The following is a 16,615-nucleotide window of genomic DNA, read 5'->3' as shown; positions in this document are numbered from 1 at the left end:
TCGCAACGGATAATGCCCAGTTTTTCCACTAGCGCATCGAAGCGCCGCCGCGCTTGCGGTCGAAAGAGAACACCATGAAAGACACCATTCGCCAGCTGATCCAACAAGCCATCACCCAACTCGTCAACGAAGGTGTGTTGCCTGAAGGCCTGTCGCCGGCGATCCAGGTGGAAAACTCCCGTGACAAGAAGAACGGCGACTTCGCCAGCAACATCGCGATGATGCTGGCCAAACCGGCCGGCATGAAGCCGCGTGACCTGGCTGAGAAAATCATCGCTGCGCTGCCGGCTGATGAAAACGTCACCAAGACCGAAATCGCCGGCCCGGGCTTCCTGAATTTCTTCCAGAACACTGATGCCCTGGCCACTCGCCTGGATGCCGCCCTCGCCGACGACCACATCGGCGTGCGCAAAGCTGGCCCGGTGCAGCGCACTGTGGTCGACCTGTCGGCCCCGAACCTGGCCAAAGAGATGCACGTCGGTCACTTGCGTTCGACCATCATCGGCGACGGCGTGGCACGCGTTCTGGAGTTCCTCGGCGACGACGTCATCCGTCAGAACCACGTCGGCGACTGGGGCACCCAGTTCGGCATGCTGATGGCTTACCTGCAAGAAAACCCGATCACCAGCGATGAACTGTCCGACCTGGAAAACTTCTACCGCGCCGCCAAGCAACGCTTCGACGAATCCGAAGAGTTTGCCGATCGCGCCCGTGGTCTGGTGGTCAAGCTGCAAGCCGGCGACCCGGACTGCCTGGCCCTGTGGACCAAGTTCAAGGACATCTCGCTGTCGCACTGCCAGAAAATCTACGAACTGCTGAACGTCAAACTGACCATGGCCGACGTGATGGGCGAAAGCGCCTATAACGACGACCTGATCAACGTGGTCAACGACCTCAAGGCCGCCGGCATGCTGGTCGAAAGCAATGGCGCCCAGTGCGTGTTCCTCGACGAATTCAAGAACGCCGACGGCGACCCGCTGCCGGTGATCATCGTCAAGGCCGATGGCGGCTACCTCTACGCCACCACTGACCTGGCAGCCGTGCGTTATCGCAGCGGCAAACTCAAGGCTGACCGCGCGCTGTACTTCGTCGATCAGCGCCAGGCGCTGCACTTCCAGCAAGTGTTCGCAGTCGCCCGCAAGGCCGGCTTCGTGACGCACCCGATGGAAATGGAACACATGGGCTTCGGCACCATGAACGGCGCCGATGGCCGTCCGTTCAAGACCCGTGATGGCGGCACCGTGAAGCTGATCGACCTGCTGACCGAAGCCCAGGAGCGCGCCTACACCCTGGTGAAAGACAAGAACCCGGAGCTGGCCGAAAACGAATTGCGCAACATCGCCAGGGTCGTGGGCATTGGCGCCGTGAAATACGCTGACCTGTCCAAGCATCGTACCAGCGACTACAGCTTCAACTTCGACCTGATGCTCAACTTCGAAGGCAACACTGCTCCGTACCTGCTGTACGCCTACACCCGCGTGGCCGGTGTATTCCGCAAACTCGGCAAGGACTTCAGTGAAGTCGAAGGCCAGATCGTCCTCGAAGCAGCACACGAACACGAGTTGGCAGCCAAGCTCGCGCAATTTGGCGAAGTGCTGAACAACGTGTGCGAAAAAGGCACGCCACACATTCTGTGCACCTACCTGTACGATGTCGCCGGCCTGTTCTCCAGCTTCTACGAGAACTGCCCGATCCTCAGCGCCGACACCCCGGCGCAAATGCAAAGCCGTCTGCGCCTCGCCGCGCTGACCGGCCGCACTCTCAAGCAAGGCCTGGAACTCTTGGGTCTGGAAACTCTGGAGCGTATGTAAGTTGGCTGCCAAGAAAAAACCTGCACCCAAGCGTGGCGCCAGCCGTTACCAAGCTCCTGCAAAGCAACCGATCCCGGGTTGGCTGTGGATGGCCATCGGCCTGACGGTCGGCGCGTTCATTGTGTTCCTGATGAAACTGGAACCGGGCAAGGGCAGCGAGAGCGTCAAGCGCGAGAAGATCGAACAGCAGAAAGCCACCAAGATCGCCGAGGCCAACAAGACCCCGCCGAGCCCGACGCAACCGGTGAAGCCAAAGTACGACTTCTACACCCTGCTGCCGGAATCGGAAGTGATCGTGCCGCCGGATGCCGTGCCGGAGAAAACCCTGCCGACGCCACAAGTGCCGGCAATTCCGACCACGCCGGTCACGCCAGAGCAAGCAGCGAAGATTGATACTGCGCGAGCCCAGGCGGCACTGGCAGGGATCACGCCGCCGCCAGCGCCACCGGTGTCCAAAGCGGCCCCGGTGACCAAGTTCTTCCTCCAGGCCGGTTCGTTCCGCAAGGAAGCTGACGCGGACAAGGTTCGGGCGCAGATCATCCTGCTGGGCCAGGCGGTGGCGGTTGAATCCGGCACAGTCAAAGACGAAACCTGGTATCGAGTGCTGGTCGGGCCGTTCAGCAATCGCGAACAGCTGACCACGGCGCAGAAACAACTGTCCGGCGCCGGCTTCAGCAACCTGTTGTTACAACAACGCCAGAACCGCTGATTTCGTCAGGGGCACCGCGTTATCGTTCTTCGCGGGCAAGCCTCGCTCCTACAAGGATTGCGTGATTCCCTGTAGGAGCGAGGCGTGCCCGCGAAGGCGCCAGTACAGCCAACACACCCTTCCCCGCGCAACACCGCTCGTCCCCTCTCCCGCCCCGCAGTTGAAAAACGCATCGCCACCCCCATATGAGTTGGCATAAGGCATTTTCGCCCCGCTGCGTGGAGACTCTCCCTTGACCACCATCGTTTCAGTTCGCCGCCACGGCAAAGTCGTCATGGGCGGCGACGGCCAGGTTTCTCTCGGTAATACCGTGATGAAAGGCAACGCGAAGAAAGTTCGTCGCCTGTACCACGGCCAGGTCATCGCCGGTTTTGCCGGGGCCACCGCTGACGCCTTCACCCTCTTCGAGCGTTTTGAAGGCCAGCTTGAGAAACATCAGGGCCACCTGGTTCGCGCCGCTGTCGAACTCGCCAAAGAATGGCGCACTGACCGCTCCCTCAGCCGCCTCGAAGCCATGCTCGCCGTCGCGAACAAAGACGCTTCACTGATCATCACCGGCAACGGCGACGTGGTCGAACCCGAAGAAGGCCTGATCGCCATGGGTTCCGGTGGCGGTTACGCCCAGGCCGCCGCCAGCGCGCTGCTGAAGAAAACCGATCTGTCGGCCCGGGAAATCGTCGAAACCGCACTCGGTATCGCCGGCGACATTTGCGTATTCACCAACCACACCTTCACCATTGAGGAGCAGGACCTCGCCGAGTAAGCCTGTTCCGGCCTTAGTGCCACGGCTCACTTTTGCTTGAGGACCGCCAATTACTATGTCCATGACTCCCCGTGAAATCGTCCACGAACTCAATCGCCACATCATCGGCCAGGACGATGCCAAGCGCGCCGTCGCCATCGCGCTGCGTAACCGCTGGCGCCGGATGCAGCTGCCCGAAGAGCTGCGCGTTGAAGTAACGCCAAAGAACATCCTGATGATCGGCCCGACCGGTGTCGGTAAAACCGAGATCGCCCGTCGCCTGGCCAAACTCGCCAACGCGCCGTTCATCAAAGTCGAAGCGACCAAGTTCACCGAAGTCGGCTACGTCGGTCGCGATGTCGAATCGATCATTCGTGACCTGGCCGACGCGGCGATCAAGCTGCTGCGCGAACAGGAAATGACCAAGGTTCGCCACCGCGCCGAAGACGCCGCCGAGGAACGCATCCTCGACGCCCTGCTGCCACCGGCACGCATGGGCTTTAACAATGACGACGCCCCGTCAGCCGACTCCAACACCCGCCAGCTGTTTCGCAAGCGCCTGCGCGAAGGTCAGCTGGATGACAAGGAGATCGAAATCGAAGTCGCCGAAATGGCCGGCGTCGACATCTCCGCGCCACCGGGCATGGAAGAAATGACCAACCAGTTGCAGAGCCTGTTCGCCAACATGGGCAAGGGCAAAAAGAAAAACCGCAAGATCAAGGTCAAGGAAGCGCTGAAACTGGTGCGTGACGAGGAAGCCAGCCGCCTGGTCAACGATGAAGAGTTGAAGGCCAAGGCGCTGGAAGCGGTCGAGCAGCACGGCATCGTATTCATCGATGAAATCGACAAAGTCGCCAAGCGCGGCAACTCCGGTGGCGTCGACGTATCCCGTGAAGGCGTACAGCGTGACTTGCTGCCACTGATCGAAGGCTGCACCGTCAACACCAAGCTGGGCATGGTCAAGACCGACCACATCCTGTTCATCGCTTCCGGTGCGTTCCACCTGAGCAAGCCAAGTGACCTGGTGCCGGAGCTGCAAGGTCGCCTGCCGATTCGTGTCGAGCTGAAGGCGCTGACGCCGGAAGATTTCGAGCGCATCCTCAGCGAGCCGCATGCGTCGCTCACCGAGCAGTATTGCGCCCTGCTGAAAACCGAAGGCCTGGTCATCGAGTTCCAGCCGGACGGCATCAAGCGTATTGCCGAGATCGCCTGGCAGGTCAACGAGAAGACCGAGAACATCGGTGCCCGTCGCCTGCACACCTTGCTCGAACGCTTGCTCGAAGAAGTGTCGTTCAGCGCCGGCGACCTGGCCAGCGCCCATGACGACAAGGCGATCCTGATCGACGCCGATTACGTCAACAGTCACCTCGGCGAATTGGCGCAGAACGAAGACCTGTCCCGTTATATCCTGTAAACCATACTTGTAGGAGCGAAGCTTGCTCGCGAAAGCGGTCATTCAATCAACGTAATGTCGACTGACCTGACGCTTTCGCGAGCAAGCTTCGCTCCTACAGGGTTCCATCCATAACGGAACGCAGGCCATGACCCAACTCCCCACCGACATCAAACTGCACAAAGCCTCGAAAACCCTGTCGCTGAAATACGCGTCCGGCGAGGAATATCACCTGCCCGCCGAGTTCCTTCGCGTGCACTCTCCTTCCGCCGAGGTCCAGGGCCACGGCAAACCTATCCTGCAATTTGGCAAGATCGGCGTAGGCCTGGCCAAGGTAGAACCGGCCGGTCAGTACGCACTGAAATTGACCTTCGACGACGGACACGACAGCGGCCTGTTCACCTGGGAATATCTGTACCAGCTGGGCGTGCGCCAAGAGGATCTCTGGAACGATTATCTTGCCGAACTCAAAGCCGCCGGAAAAACCCGCGATCCGAACGAATCCATCGTCAAGCTGATGCTCTAGGTCAGCCCTCTTGCTCTTTAGAGGGCATTTTCTAATTCCATCTGTTTGAATGCTCCGCTCCTGGGTCAATGATTGGCCCGCTTGCGAAAAAAATTAAACTCGGGTAACCAATGGAGCTGGCAAGTTCCCTGCAGTGCTCTCTGCCGTAAAAAGCAGCGATGCAGAATTAACGGTCACCCGAGCAGAAGTACCTGGCATTGGCTGTGTGATGACAGCTGGGCCCAGGTACTCGTCTCAGGACAATGGAGCGTCGTAGATGAGTAACAAGAATAACGATGACTTGAAGTATCAAGCCTCGGAAAACACCTTGGGGCTGAATCCTGTCGTTGGGCTGCGTGGAAAGGATCTACTGGCTTCTGCTCGAATGGTGCTCAGGCAGGCCATCAAACAACCGATTCACAGTGCCAAGCATGTCGCCCATTTCGGCCTTGAATTGAAGAACGTGTTGTTCGGCAAATCAGAACTTCAACCTACCAGCGATGACCGTCGCTTCGCCGATCCGGCCTGGAGCCAGAACCCGCTCTATAAACGTTATCTGCAAACTTACCTTGCGTGGCGCAAGGAACTCCACGACTGGATTGACGACAGCAACCTGCCGCCCAAAGACGTCAGTCGCGGGCATTTCGTGATCAACCTCATGACCGAAGCCATGGCCCCGACCAACAGTGCGGCCAACCCGGCGGCGGTCAAACGTTTCTTCGAAACCGGCGGCAAAAGCCTGCTCGACGGCCTCTCGCACCTGGCCAAGGATCTGGTACACAACGGCGGCATGCCGAGCCAGGTCAACATGGGCGCGTTCGAAGTCGGCAAGAGCCTGGGCGTGACCGAAGGCGCGGTGGTGTTCCGCAATGACGTGCTGGAATTGATCCAGTACCGCCCGATCACCGAGCAGGTGCACGAGCGTCCGCTGCTGGTGGTGCCGCCGCAGATCAACAAGTTCTACGTATTCGACCTGAGCCCGGACAAGAGCCTGGCGCGCTTCTGCCTGCGCAACAACGTGCAGACGTTCATCGTCAGCTGGCGCAACCCGACCAAGGAGCAGCGCGAGTGGGGTCTGTCGACCTACATCGAAGCGCTCAAGGAAGCGGTCGACGTGGTTACTGCGATCACCGGCAGCAAAGACGTGAACATGCTGGGCGCCTGCTCCGGTGGCATCACCTGCACCGCGCTGCTGGGCCACTACGCCGCGATCGGCGAGAAGAAGGTCAACGCCCTCACCCTGCTGGTCAGCGTGCTGGATACGACCCTGGACAGCGACGTGGCCTTGTTCGTCGACGAGCAGACCCTCGAAGCCGCCAAGCGCCATTCCTATCAGGCCGGTGTGCTGGAAGGCCGCGACATGGCGAAAGTCTTCGCCTGGATGCGCCCCAACGATCTGATCTGGAACTACTGGGTCAACAACTACCTGCTGGGCAACGAGCCGCCGGTATTCGACATCCTGTTCTGGAACAACGACACCACCCGGTTACCCGCCGCATTCCACGGCGACCTGATCGAAATGTTCAAAAACAACCCGCTGATCCGTCCTGATGCACTGGAAGTGTGCGGCACGCCGATCGACCTGAAGCAGGTCACGGCCGACATCTTTTCCCTGGCCGGCACCAACGACCACATCACGCCGTGGAAGTCCTGCTACAAGTCGGCGCAGTTGTTTGGCGGCAAGGTCGAGTTCGTGCTGTCCAGCAGCGGGCATATCCAGAGCATTCTAAACCCGCCGGGCAATCCGAAATCGCGCTACATGACCAGCACCGAAATGCCGGTCAAAGCCGAAGACTGGCAAGAGAACTCCACCAAGCACACTGACTCCTGGTGGCTGCATTGGCAGGCCTGGCAGGCCGAGCGTTCGGGCAAGCTGAAGAAATCCCCGGCGAGCCTGGGGAACAAGGCCTATCCAGCGGGCGAAGCAGCACCCGGCACTTATGTGCATGAGCGGTAACTGACACACCCCGCGCCCCTCTGCAGGAGCGAAGCTTGCTCGCGAAAGCGGTCTTTCATTCAACATGGATGTCGACTGACTTGACGCCTTCGCGAGCAAGCTTCACTCCGATAGGGGGACCGGGGATGAATTAACCCACAGGGCCTGAAGCATGCCGCAACCGTTCATATTCCGTACCGTCGACCTGGATGGCCAGACCCTCCGCACGGCGGTACGCCCCGGCAAGCCTCACTTGACGCCCTTGCTGATTTTCAACGGCATCGGCGCCAACCTGGAGCTGGTGTTTCCGTTCGTCGCAGCGCTGGACCCGGACCTGGAAGTCATCGCCTTCGACGTTCCCGGTGTCGGCGGTTCGTCGACGCCGAATCGGCCGTACCGTTTTCCGGGCTTGGCGAAACTCACGGCGCGGATGCTCGACTATCTCGACTACGGGCAAGTCAATGTCATCGGCGTTTCCTGGGGAGGCGCACTCGCTCAGCAGTTCGCCTACGACTATCCAGAGCGCTGCAAGAAACTCGTGCTGGCGGCCACGGCGGCCGGCGCGGTGATGGTGCCGGGCAAACCGAAAGTGCTGTGGATGATGGCCAGCCCGCGGCGCTATATCCAGCCGTCTCACGTGATCCGCATTGCGCCGATGATCTACGGCGGCTCTTTCCGTCGCGATCCGACCCTGGCCGCCAGCCATGCGGCGAAGGTCCGCTCGGCGGGCAAACTCGGTTACTACTGGCAGCTGTTCGCCGGGCTTGGCTGGACCAGTATTCACTGGCTGCACAAGATCAACCAGCCGACGCTGGTACTGGCCGGCGACGACGATCCACTGATCCCGCTGATCAACATGCGCATGCTGGCCTGGCGGATCCCCAATGCGCAGTTGCACATCATCGATGACGGGCATCTGTTCCTGATTACCCGCGCCGAAGCGGTGGCACCGATCATCATGAAATTCCTCGAGGAGGAACGTCAGCGCGCCGTGATGCATCCGCATCCCGCGCCATTGGGCGGTTAACCGGCCCATTGTCGGTCGGCAGGACGCCGCACCGCGCAACAACCCATAACAGCGTCTATGGTGTTCTGGTTCGATGTGTTTGTATTTGGCCTGAAAGACGAAGGAGTGTTGACACATGCGCGACAAACCAGCGAGGGACTTTTTGCCCACTCCCGCCGCGTTCATCAACGCGCAGAGTGCGATCACCGGCCTGCGTGGCCGGGATCTGTTTTCGACCCTGCGCAGCGTTGCCGCCCATGGCTTGCGTAACCCGGTGCACAGCGTTCGACATGCCTTGAAACTGGGCGGCCAACTGGGTCGCGTCATGCTGGGGGAAACCCTGCACCCGACCAACCCGCAGGACAGTCGTTTTGCCGACCCGGCGTGGAGCCTCAACCCGTTTTATCGCCGCAGCTTGCAGGCCTACCTGAGCTGGCAGAAAGAAGTTAAAAGCTGGATCGACGAAAGCAACATGACCCCGGACGATCGCGCTCGGGCCCACTTTGCGTTCGCCTTGCTCAATGACGCCGTGGCGCCGTCCAACACCTTGCTCAATCCGCTGGCGATCAAGGAAATCTTCAATTCCGGCGGTAACAGCCTGGTGCGTGGCATCAGCCATCTGGTCGACGATTTCCTGCACAACGACGGCCTGCCCAGACAAGTCACCAAGCAAGCGTTCGAGGTCGGTAAAACGGTCGCCACCACCACGGGTTCCGTGGTGTTTCGCAACGAGCTGCTGGAGCTGATCCAGTACAAGCCGATGAGCGAAAAGCAGTATTCCAAACCGCTGCTGGTGGTGCCGCCGCAGATCAACAAGTACTACATTTTCGACCTGAGCCCGCATAACAGCTTCGTCCAGTTCGCCCTGAAAAACGGCCTGCAGACCTTCATGATCAGCTGGCGCAATCCGGATGTGCGCCATCGCGAATGGGGTCTGTCGACCTACGTCGAAGCGGTTGAAGAAGCGATGAACGTTTGCCGGGCAATCACCGGCGCTCGCGAAGTGAACTTGATGGGCGCTTGCGCCGGTGGGCTGACCATCGCCGCGCTGCAAGGCCACTTGCAGGCCAAGCGACAACTGCGGCGGGTATCCAGCGCGACGTATCTGGTGAGCCTGCTCGACAGTCAGATGGACTCTCCGGCGACGCTTTTCGCTGACGAACAGACCCTCGAAGCGGCGAAGCGTCGCTCCTATCAGAAAGGTGTGCTGGACGGGCGCGACATGGCCAAGGTCTTTGCCTGGATGCGTCCCAACGATTTGATCTGGAGTTACTTCGTCAATAACTACCTGTTGGGCAAGGAGCCTCCAGCGTTCGACATCCTCTACTGGAACAACGACAACACCCGGTTGCCGGCAGCCTTGCATGGCGACCTGCTGGACTTCTTCAAGCACAACCCACTGAGTCATCCGGGCGGCCTTGAAGTGTGCGGCACGCCGATCGACTTGCAGAAAGTCACGGTCGACAGCTTCAGCGTGGCCGGCATCAACGACCACATCACGCCGTGGGACGCGGTGTATCGCTCGACGCTGCTGCTGGGTGGCGAGCGACGTTTCGTCCTGTCCAACAGCGGTCATGTGCAGAGCATCCTCAACCCGCCGAGCAACCCGAAGGCCAACTTCGTCGAGAGCGCGAAACTAAGTAGCGACCCACGAGCGTGGTATTACGACGCCAAGCAAGTCGACGGCAGTTGGTGGACCCAATGGCTGAGCTGGATTCAGGAACGCTCGGGCGCGCAAAAAGAAACCCACATGGCCCTCGGCAACCAGAACTATCCACCGATGGAGGCGGCACCCGGTACTTACGTGCGTGTGCGCTGACTGACAACGAACCACGGCACACGCCTGCCGTGGCATGACCCGACCATTAAGAAGACTGGATGAAAACCCGCGACCGGATCCTCGAATGTGCCCTGCAATTGTTCAATCAGAAGGGTGAACCGAACGTTTCCACCATGGAAGTTGCCAACGAAATGGGCATTAGCCCGGGCAACCTCTACTACCACTTCCACGGCAAGGAACCGTTGATTCTCGGCTTGTTCGAGCGTTTCCAGGCCGAGCTTGCGCCACTGCTTGATCCTCCGGCCGACGTGGAGCTGGCACCGGAGGATTACTGGTTGTTCCTGCACTTGATCGTCGAGCGGCTGGCCCATTACCGGTTTCTGTTCCAGGACCTGTCAAACCTGGCCGGGCGCCTGCCGAAACTGGCCAAGGGCATCCGCAATCTGCTCAATGCACTGAAGCGCACGCTGGCTTCGTTGCTGGCGCGATTGAAGGCGCAAGGGCAGTTGGTCAGTGACACTCAAGCGCTGGGGCAGTTGGTGGAGCAGATCACCATGACGCTGCTGTTCTCACTGGACTATCAGCGGATTCTTGATCGCGAGGGTGAAGTCAGGTTGGTGGTGTATCAGATCATGATGCTGGTGGCGCCGCATTTGCTGCCGCCGATCAAAGTGGCGACCGAGCACCTGGCCCTGCAATACCTCGAAGAACACGAGTAACCCTTTCACTGGATAAACACATTTCACTGTGGGAGCGAGTCTGCTCGCGATGTCGCCGGGTCAGTCAATATCAATGTTGAATGACACACCGCAATCGCGAGCAGGCTCACTCCCACAAGGGTTCTGCGGTGTATATGAAATCGTGCACAAACAAAAACGCCCGACCTTTGCAGGCCGGGCGTTTTCTTGAGCCCTGAAAATCAGGACTGACTGGTTGGCGTCGATGGAGCTGGCGCGACAGTCGGGGTTACAGCAGGGGTCGGTGCAGCAGCGGAGTTCGACGTGCTGACCGGGGTCGCCGGTTTGGCGGCAGCCACTGCTGGTTTTGGCGCGGCAGCCTTAGGCGTGGCCGGTTTCTTCACTGCTGGCTTCTTCGCTGCGGCAGGTTTTGCCGCTGGCTTGGCTGCCGGTTTGGCCGCTGCAGTTTTGGCAGCCGGTTTTGCTGCTGGTTTGGCGGCGGCTTTGGCAGCAACCGATTTGACCGCTGTCTTGGCTGCTGCAGGTTTGGCGGCGGCAGTTTTGGTAGCGGACTTGGCGGCGGATGCGACTTTCGACGCGGCTTTGGCGACCGGTTTGGCAGCCGCTTTTACCAGTGGCTTGGCAGCGCTTTTGGCGGCTGGTTTAGCAGCAGGTTTGGCCGCTGCGGTTTTCGCCGCAACAGGTGCAACCTTGGCGCCGGTGAGTTTCTCGATTTGCTTGGTCAGGGTATCGACCTTGCTGTGCAGCGCTTTCACTTCATTGCGGCTCGGTACACCCAGGCGCGAAATGGCGCTGTTCAGGCGCTTGTCAAAAGCCCCTTCCAGCTCGTCCCACTTGCCCAGTGCACGATCTTTCACGCCGCTGATGCGCGACTTGGCCGACGAAGCGGAGTCCTTGGCGGCATCGACTTTCTTGCCGACAGCGCTCTTGGTGAGCTTCTCGGCTTTCTCGCCGTCTTTAACCAATGTATCGAAGAGCTTGCTGCCGTCAGTGTCGATCTTCGAGTACACGCCTAAACCAGCAAGCCAGATTTTGCGGGAGTAGTCTTCGACTTTCCCGATCCACGAGCTGCCTTCTTTTTCGGTGTTCTTTTTACCAGCCATCCCGTTCTCCTTAAGATTTACGCGCGACGCGTTCGAGCAATGCCGTCAGCTCATCGAGCTTAGCAGAGAGTGTCTCAACGTCATGTTTAGACGGAATGCCGATACGATTCAAGGCACTTGCGACACGCGAGTCAAAAGCCTTCTCGACCTTGTCGAGTTGAACTTCGACCTTGCCTTTGAAAGTGCTCACTTCACTCTTGGCTTCTTCAATCTCTGTGTTAGCCGCCTCAAGTTTCTCGGCAACTACTTTTTTACCTTTGGTTTCAACAGTTTGACCAGCCTTGATCAACTCTTGAAAGTACTCGCTGCCCTCTTGACCGACCTTGGTGTAGGCCCCCAGGCCTGCCAGCCAGATCTTGCGGGCATAGGATTTGACGTCGCCCAGAGCAGTAGTCGAAGCGTCGATTTTTTTCTTCAAAATAACTTTGGCCATGGTGCACCTCACGCGCAGAAGGTTTGAGGAACTGCCCGCGAAAGTGTCGGGCTCAGGCACAAAGTAGGGAGAAAAATTAGAAACGGCACCCTAACAACTGACATAAAACTTTGGCTTCACACAAAACAAATGCAGGAGTGAGCCGCTCGCGATAGCGGTCTGTCAGTAGAAATCAATATCGACTGACAGACCGCTATCGCGAGCGGCTCACTCCTACAGATGAAGGGATTTCAATCCGGAATCAGACCAAGGCCTTATCAAGGGCTTTTTCGATTTCCGATTTGATCATGCCGCTCATGGCCGACATCATCAGGCCCAACTCCACATCGACGCGGATCGAATCTTCGCTGACATGTACCGCGCCTTTCACACCGGAACGTTTGAGGCTCAGGGTGTCGCCGGACCATTGCGGCTCCAGGCCATATTGATCGGACAGCTTCTGCGCCAACAGATCAGCCTTCTCGCGGGCTGCTTCCTTGCCCAGGCCGTGGGCACGCTCAACACTAATACGGGCCATCGAATGACTCCTGCTTTATGGATACTTTCCTGAAGCATCTTGACCGCTGCTGCGGCAAAACGTCCCGGTGGTTGCCTATCTTACCTTCAGCCTTGCCAAGACAAAGCAGGCCACCGGGATTAGAATGTCCCGCATTCTCTTTTGGTGACAGCGATATGACTGATCAGCGCAAAGGCAGCGATGCCGAACCCACCACTCACTTCGGCTTCAAAAACGTACCGGAAAGCCAGAAAGCGGAAAAAGTCGCTGAGGTTTTCCACTCGGTAGCCGCCAAGTACGACTTGATGAACGACCTCCTGTCGGGCGGCATGCACCGTCTGTGGAAGCGTTTTGCGATCGAGCTGTCGGGTGTTCGCACCGGTAACCGCGTGCTGGACATCGCCGGCGGCACAGGCGACCTGACCAAGAAGTTCTCGCACCTCGTTGGCCCGACCGGCCAGGTGGTGTTGGCCGACATCAACGAATCCATGCTCAAGGTCGGTCGTGACCGCCTGCTGGATCTGGGTGTGGCCGGCAATGTCGAGTTCGTTCAGGCCGACGCTGAAAAGCTGCCGTTCCCGGACAACCATTTTGACTGCGTGACCATCGCGTTCGGTCTGCGCAACGTGACCCATAAAGAAGACGCCCTGCGCTCGATGCTGCGAGTACTGAAACCGGGCGGCCGTTTGCTGGTGCTGGAATTCTCCAAGCCGACCAATGCGCTGATGTCCAAAGCCTACGACGCCTACTCGTTCGCCTTCATGCCGTTGATGGGCAAGCTGATCACCAACGACTCGGAAAGCTATCGCTACCTGGCCGAATCGATCCGCATGCACCCGAATCAGGAAACCCTGAAGTCGATGATGGTCGAGGCCGGTTTCGACCGCGTGACCTACCACAACATGACCGCAGGCATCGTCGCCCTGCACCGCGGCATCAAACCCTGATGTTGCTGGCCGGCCTGCTCGCCAGCGTTGAACTCGGTCTGAACCGGGTGCTGCGTCTCGACAGCACGGCGCTGCCGCGACTGGCGCATTTGAGCGGCAGGGTGATTGCCGTCGACTGCCGCAGCCCGGCGCTGCAACTGTTCATCCTGCCCAGCGACGAAGGCCTGATGCTCGCTTCCCACTGGGAAACCGGCGCTGACTGCACGTTGCGTGCACCGGCCTCCAGCCTGTTGAAACTGGCGATGAGCAAGGAAAAGACCTCGGTGCTGCATGGCCCTGAAGTCGAGCTCGACGGTGACAGCGGCGTGCTGCTGGAGCTGGCGGCGATCCTTCAGGACCTTGAGCTGGACTGGGAGTACGAACTCTCGCGCTGGCTCGGCCCGGTTGCCACGCAACTGGTCGGAGGTCACCTGCGCAGCCGCGCACGCTGGTATCAGCAAGGTTTCGCCAGCCTGAATCAGAATCTTGGCGAATACCTGGCCGAAGAATCGCGCACCCTCGTCGGTCAGCGCGAAGCCGAAGCCCGTTTCAGTGAACTGGACCAGATCAAGCTCGATCTGGAACGTCTCGAGGCGCGTTTCGAGCGCCTTTCCCGATCCCTCGACCCAAGCGATAACGCATGAAGCTGCTTGCCGTCCGCCGTTTGTTGCGCATCCAGCGCGTTGTGATTCGCTACCGCCTCGATGACCTGCTGTTCGCCCTGCCGCTGCCCTGGTTTCTCCTGGCGCTGCGCTACGCCTTGCCGTGGCGCTGGTTCCCGCGCAAGACGCTGGACCTGAGCCGTGGTGCGCGATTGCGCCTGGCGTTGCAGGACCTTGGGCCGATTTTCATCAAGTTCGGGCAGATCCTTTCGACGCGCCGCGACCTGCTGCCCGAAGACATCGCCGATGAGTTGATGAAGCTGCAGGACCGTGTGCCGCCGTTCGACTCGCAAGTGTCGGTCAACCTGATCGAAGAGCAGCTCGGCAAAAAGATCAGTGAAGTGTTCAGCCGTTTCGACGTCGAACCGCTGGCCTCAGCCTCGGTGGCGCAGGTGCATGCCGCGCAACTGAAGACCGGCGAAGAAGTGGTGGTCAAGGTGATACGCCCGGGCCTGAAACCGATCATTGCCCAGGACCTGGCGTGGCTGTTCATCCTCGCCCGCGCCGCCGAAAAACTCTCGGCCGATGCACGTCTGCTGCACCCGGTGGACGTGGTCCAGGACTACGAAAAAACCATCTACGACGAACTCGACCTGCTGCGCGAAGCGGCCAATGCCAGCCAGTTGAAGCGCAACTTCGAAGGCTCGCCGCTGCTGTATGTGCCACAAGTCTATTGGGACTGGTGCCGGCCGAAAGTGCTGGTAATGGAGCGCATCTACGGGATTCAGGTCACCGACCTCGCGACCCTGGCCGACCAGCGCACCGACATGAAGATGCTCGCCGAACGGGGTGTGGAAATCTTCTTCACCCAAGTGTTCCGCGACAGTTTCTTCCACGCCGACATGCACCCGGGCAACATCTTTGTCAGCACCGTCAACCCGTGGAGCCCGCAATACATTGCGATCGACTGCGGCATCGTCGGCAGCCTGACCCCTGAAGATCAGGATTACCTGGCGCGTAACCTGTTCGCGTTCTTCAAGCGTGACTACCGTCGTGTGGCGCAATTGCACATCGATTCGGGCTGGGTACCGGCAGAAACCAAGCTCAACGAATTCGAGGCAGCGATCCGCACCGTGTGCGAGCCGATCTTCGAAAAACCGTTAAAAGATATTTCATTCGGCCAAGTGCTGATGCGCCTGTTCCAGACCGCTCGCCGCTTCAACATGGAAGTGCAGCCGCAACTCGTGTTGCTGCAAAAAACCTTGCTGAACATCGAAGGCCTCGGCCGTCAGCTGTACCCGGATCTCGATCTGTGGAACACCGCCCAGCCGTTCCTCGAACGCTGGATGCGTGAGCGCGTCAGCCCCAAAGCCTTGCTCGGCAACGTGCAGAGCCAGTTCGAACAGATTCCGCACCTGGCCAACATGGCCCGTGACCTGCTCGAACGCATGTCCCAGCCCCACGCCAACGATCCGCCGCCACCGTGGCACAAGCGCAAGGACGACTGGTTCCTGCGCCTGCTCGGCTGCGCTCACCTGGCGGGCGGCGCCATTCTGCTGGCCGGCGGGCCATTGAGCGATATGGGTCATTGGCCGGCCGGAATCATGGTGGCCGTCGGTTTGTATCTGGTCGTTCGCCGATAGCCAGCGCCCCCGCACGCTGGCACACTGTTTGAACGCTTGGGTTCTGCTCATGAAGTGTGGAACCCGCTGTCGGAGTCGAAGATGAAAAACTGGCTGGACGAGATCAAGTGGGACGCAGACGGCCTGGTGCCGGCGATTGCCCAGGATCACAAGACCGGGCGCGTCCTGATGATGGCCTGGATGAACCGCGAATCACTGGAACTGAGCGCTGCCGAGAACCGTGCCATTTACTGGTCACGTTCCCGTGGCAAGCTGTGGCGCAAGGGCGAGGAGTCCGGCCACGTGCAAACGCTGCATGAGATGCGCCTGGACTGTGACGCCGACGTGATCATCCTGATGGTCGAGCAGATCGGCGACATTGCTTGCCATACCGGTCGGCAGAGCTGCTTCTACCGCGTCTTCGAGAACGGCGACTGGAAAACCGTCGATCCCGTGCTCAAGGACCCGCACGCCATTTATTCCGCAGGACACAGCCATGAGTGACACCCTGACCCGTCTGGCCGAGGTGCTGGAAGAGCGCAAAGGCGCTGCCGCTGACAGCTCGTATGTCGCCAGCCTGTACCACAAGGGCTTGAACAAGATTCTGGAAAAAGTCGGCGAAGAGTCGGTCGAAACCATCATTGCCGCCAAGGATGCCGCCATCAGTGGCGACTGCAGCGATGTGATCTACGAGACCGCCGACCTGTGGTTCCACAGCATGGTCATGCTCGCCCAACTGGGGCAGCATCCACAGGCTGTACTCGATGAACTGGACCGTCGTTTCGGTCTGTCCGGACACGCCGAGAAAGCCTCGCGCCCGTCCGCCTGAACAACTATTAGAGAGGAGCAGCAA

At 59.5% G+C, this 16,615-nt stretch carries 17 protein-coding genes; 14 read left to right on the top strand and 3 right to left on the bottom strand.

Going from position 1 to position 16,615, the window contains the following annotated elements; all coding sequences use genetic code 11:
• Window positions 1-74: 74 nt before the first annotated feature.
• The 9 genes from argS to FHL16_RS05020 all read left to right on the top strand — a co-directional run bounded on the left by argS (window position 75) and on the right by FHL16_RS05020 (window position 10,601).
• Window positions 75-1,811 carry an arginine--tRNA ligase gene (gene argS / locus FHL16_RS05060; protein ID WP_010464443.1) on the top strand — a complete coding sequence of 579 codons (1,737 nt, stop codon included), beginning with the start codon at window positions 75-77 and terminating at the stop codon, window positions 1,809-1,811.
• A 1-nt stretch (window position 1,812) separates the two neighbouring features.
• On the top strand, window positions 1,813-2,520 hold the full coding sequence (locus FHL16_RS05055; protein WP_010464446.1) for an SPOR domain-containing protein: 708 nt from the start codon (window positions 1,813-1,815) through the stop codon (window positions 2,518-2,520).
• 232 nt (window positions 2,521-2,752) lie between these two features.
• Complete coding sequence (hslV, locus tag FHL16_RS05050) at window positions 2,753-3,283, top strand: ATP-dependent protease subunit HslV (RefSeq protein ID WP_007899242.1); 531 nt, start codon at window positions 2,753-2,755, stop codon at window positions 3,281-3,283.
• Between the two features lie 55 nt (window positions 3,284-3,338).
• Window positions 3,339-4,676, top strand: coding sequence for an ATP-dependent protease ATPase subunit HslU (gene hslU / locus FHL16_RS05045; protein ID WP_010464452.1), 1,338 nt, complete (start codon window positions 3,339-3,341; stop codon window positions 4,674-4,676).
• Window positions 4,677-4,803: 127 nt separating this feature from the next.
• Window positions 4,804-5,181 (top strand): gamma-butyrobetaine hydroxylase-like domain-containing protein, encoded by a 378-nt coding sequence (locus tag FHL16_RS05040; RefSeq protein ID WP_077747611.1) that lies wholly within the window; start codon window positions 4,804-4,806, stop codon window positions 5,179-5,181.
• A gap of 256 nt (window positions 5,182-5,437) precedes the next feature.
• Window positions 5,438-7,117: a class II poly(R)-hydroxyalkanoic acid synthase gene (gene phaC, locus FHL16_RS05035; protein WP_010464456.1), complete on the top strand. Its 1,680-nt coding sequence runs from the start codon at window positions 5,438-5,440 to the stop codon at window positions 7,115-7,117.
• Between the two features lie 151 nt (window positions 7,118-7,268).
• Window positions 7,269-8,123: a poly(3-hydroxyalkanoate) depolymerase gene (gene phaZ / locus FHL16_RS05030; protein ID WP_010464458.1), complete on the top strand. Its 855-nt coding sequence runs from the start codon at window positions 7,269-7,271 to the stop codon at window positions 8,121-8,123.
• Between the two features lie 115 nt (window positions 8,124-8,238).
• The gene (gene phaC / locus FHL16_RS05025; RefSeq protein WP_010464460.1) at window positions 8,239-9,921 is read left to right on the top strand and encodes a class II poly(R)-hydroxyalkanoic acid synthase; all 1,683 of its coding nucleotides are present in this window, start codon (window positions 8,239-8,241) and stop codon (window positions 9,919-9,921) included.
• A 59-nt stretch (window positions 9,922-9,980) separates the two neighbouring features.
• The gene (locus FHL16_RS05020; RefSeq protein WP_010464462.1) at window positions 9,981-10,601 is read left to right on the top strand and encodes a TetR/AcrR family transcriptional regulator; all 621 of its coding nucleotides are present in this window, start codon (window positions 9,981-9,983) and stop codon (window positions 10,599-10,601) included.
• A gap of 200 nt (window positions 10,602-10,801) precedes the next feature.
• Here FHL16_RS05020 and FHL16_RS05010 read toward each other — a convergent pair whose 3' ends face one another.
• The 3 genes from FHL16_RS05010 to FHL16_RS05000 all read right to left on the bottom strand — a co-directional run bounded on the left by FHL16_RS05010 (window position 10,802) and on the right by FHL16_RS05000 (window position 12,633).
• On the bottom strand, window positions 10,802-11,683 hold the full coding sequence (locus tag FHL16_RS05010) for a phasin family protein (protein WP_010464464.1): 882 nt from the start codon (window positions 11,681-11,683) through the stop codon (window positions 10,802-10,804).
• Between the two features lie 10 nt (window positions 11,684-11,693).
• Complete coding sequence (locus FHL16_RS05005; RefSeq protein ID WP_010464467.1) at window positions 11,694-12,116, bottom strand: phasin family protein; 423 nt, start codon at window positions 12,114-12,116, stop codon at window positions 11,694-11,696.
• 241 nt (window positions 12,117-12,357) lie between these two features.
• Window positions 12,358-12,633: a polyhydroxyalkanoic acid system family protein gene (locus FHL16_RS05000; protein ID WP_077747610.1), complete on the bottom strand. Its 276-nt coding sequence runs from the start codon at window positions 12,631-12,633 to the stop codon at window positions 12,358-12,360.
• 155 nt (window positions 12,634-12,788) lie between these two features.
• Here FHL16_RS05000 and ubiE point away from each other — a divergent pair, with 155 nt between their 5' ends.
• The 5 genes from ubiE (at window position 12,789) to FHL16_RS04975 (ending at window position 16,591) form a co-directional block, all read left to right on the top strand.
• Window positions 12,789-13,559: a bifunctional demethylmenaquinone methyltransferase/2-methoxy-6-polyprenyl-1,4-benzoquinol methylase UbiE gene (gene ubiE / locus FHL16_RS04995; RefSeq protein WP_007948968.1), complete on the top strand. Its 771-nt coding sequence runs from the start codon at window positions 12,789-12,791 to the stop codon at window positions 13,557-13,559.
• The gene (locus FHL16_RS04990) at window positions 13,559-14,182 is read left to right on the top strand and encodes a ubiquinone biosynthesis accessory factor UbiJ (protein ID WP_010464473.1); all 624 of its coding nucleotides are present in this window, start codon (window positions 13,559-13,561) and stop codon (window positions 14,180-14,182) included. The genes ubiE and FHL16_RS04990 overlap by 1 nt, the downstream gene beginning before the upstream one ends.
• The gene (ubiB, locus tag FHL16_RS04985) at window positions 14,179-15,783 is read left to right on the top strand and encodes a ubiquinone biosynthesis regulatory protein kinase UbiB (protein ID WP_010464476.1); all 1,605 of its coding nucleotides are present in this window, start codon (window positions 14,179-14,181) and stop codon (window positions 15,781-15,783) included. The genes FHL16_RS04990 and ubiB overlap by 4 nt, the downstream gene beginning before the upstream one ends.
• Window positions 15,784-15,864: 81 nt before the next feature.
• Window positions 15,865-16,266, top strand: a complete 402-nt coding sequence (gene hisI, locus FHL16_RS04980; protein WP_010464478.1) for a phosphoribosyl-AMP cyclohydrolase — start codon at window positions 15,865-15,867, stop codon at window positions 16,264-16,266.
• Window positions 16,259-16,591: a phosphoribosyl-ATP diphosphatase gene (locus FHL16_RS04975; protein ID WP_008047820.1), complete on the top strand. Its 333-nt coding sequence runs from the start codon at window positions 16,259-16,261 to the stop codon at window positions 16,589-16,591. Before hisI ends, FHL16_RS04975 begins: the two co-directional genes overlap by 8 nt.
• Window positions 16,592-16,615: the final 24 nt, after the last annotated feature.

Source organism: Pseudomonas sp. FSL W5-0299 (assembly GCF_005930655.1).
Lineage (GTDB): Bacteria > Pseudomonadota > Gammaproteobacteria > Pseudomonadales > Pseudomonadaceae > Aquipseudomonas > Aquipseudomonas mandelii.
The sequence above is the reverse complement of the archived record's forward strand: the minus strand, read 5'-3'. Positions and strand labels throughout refer to the sequence as shown.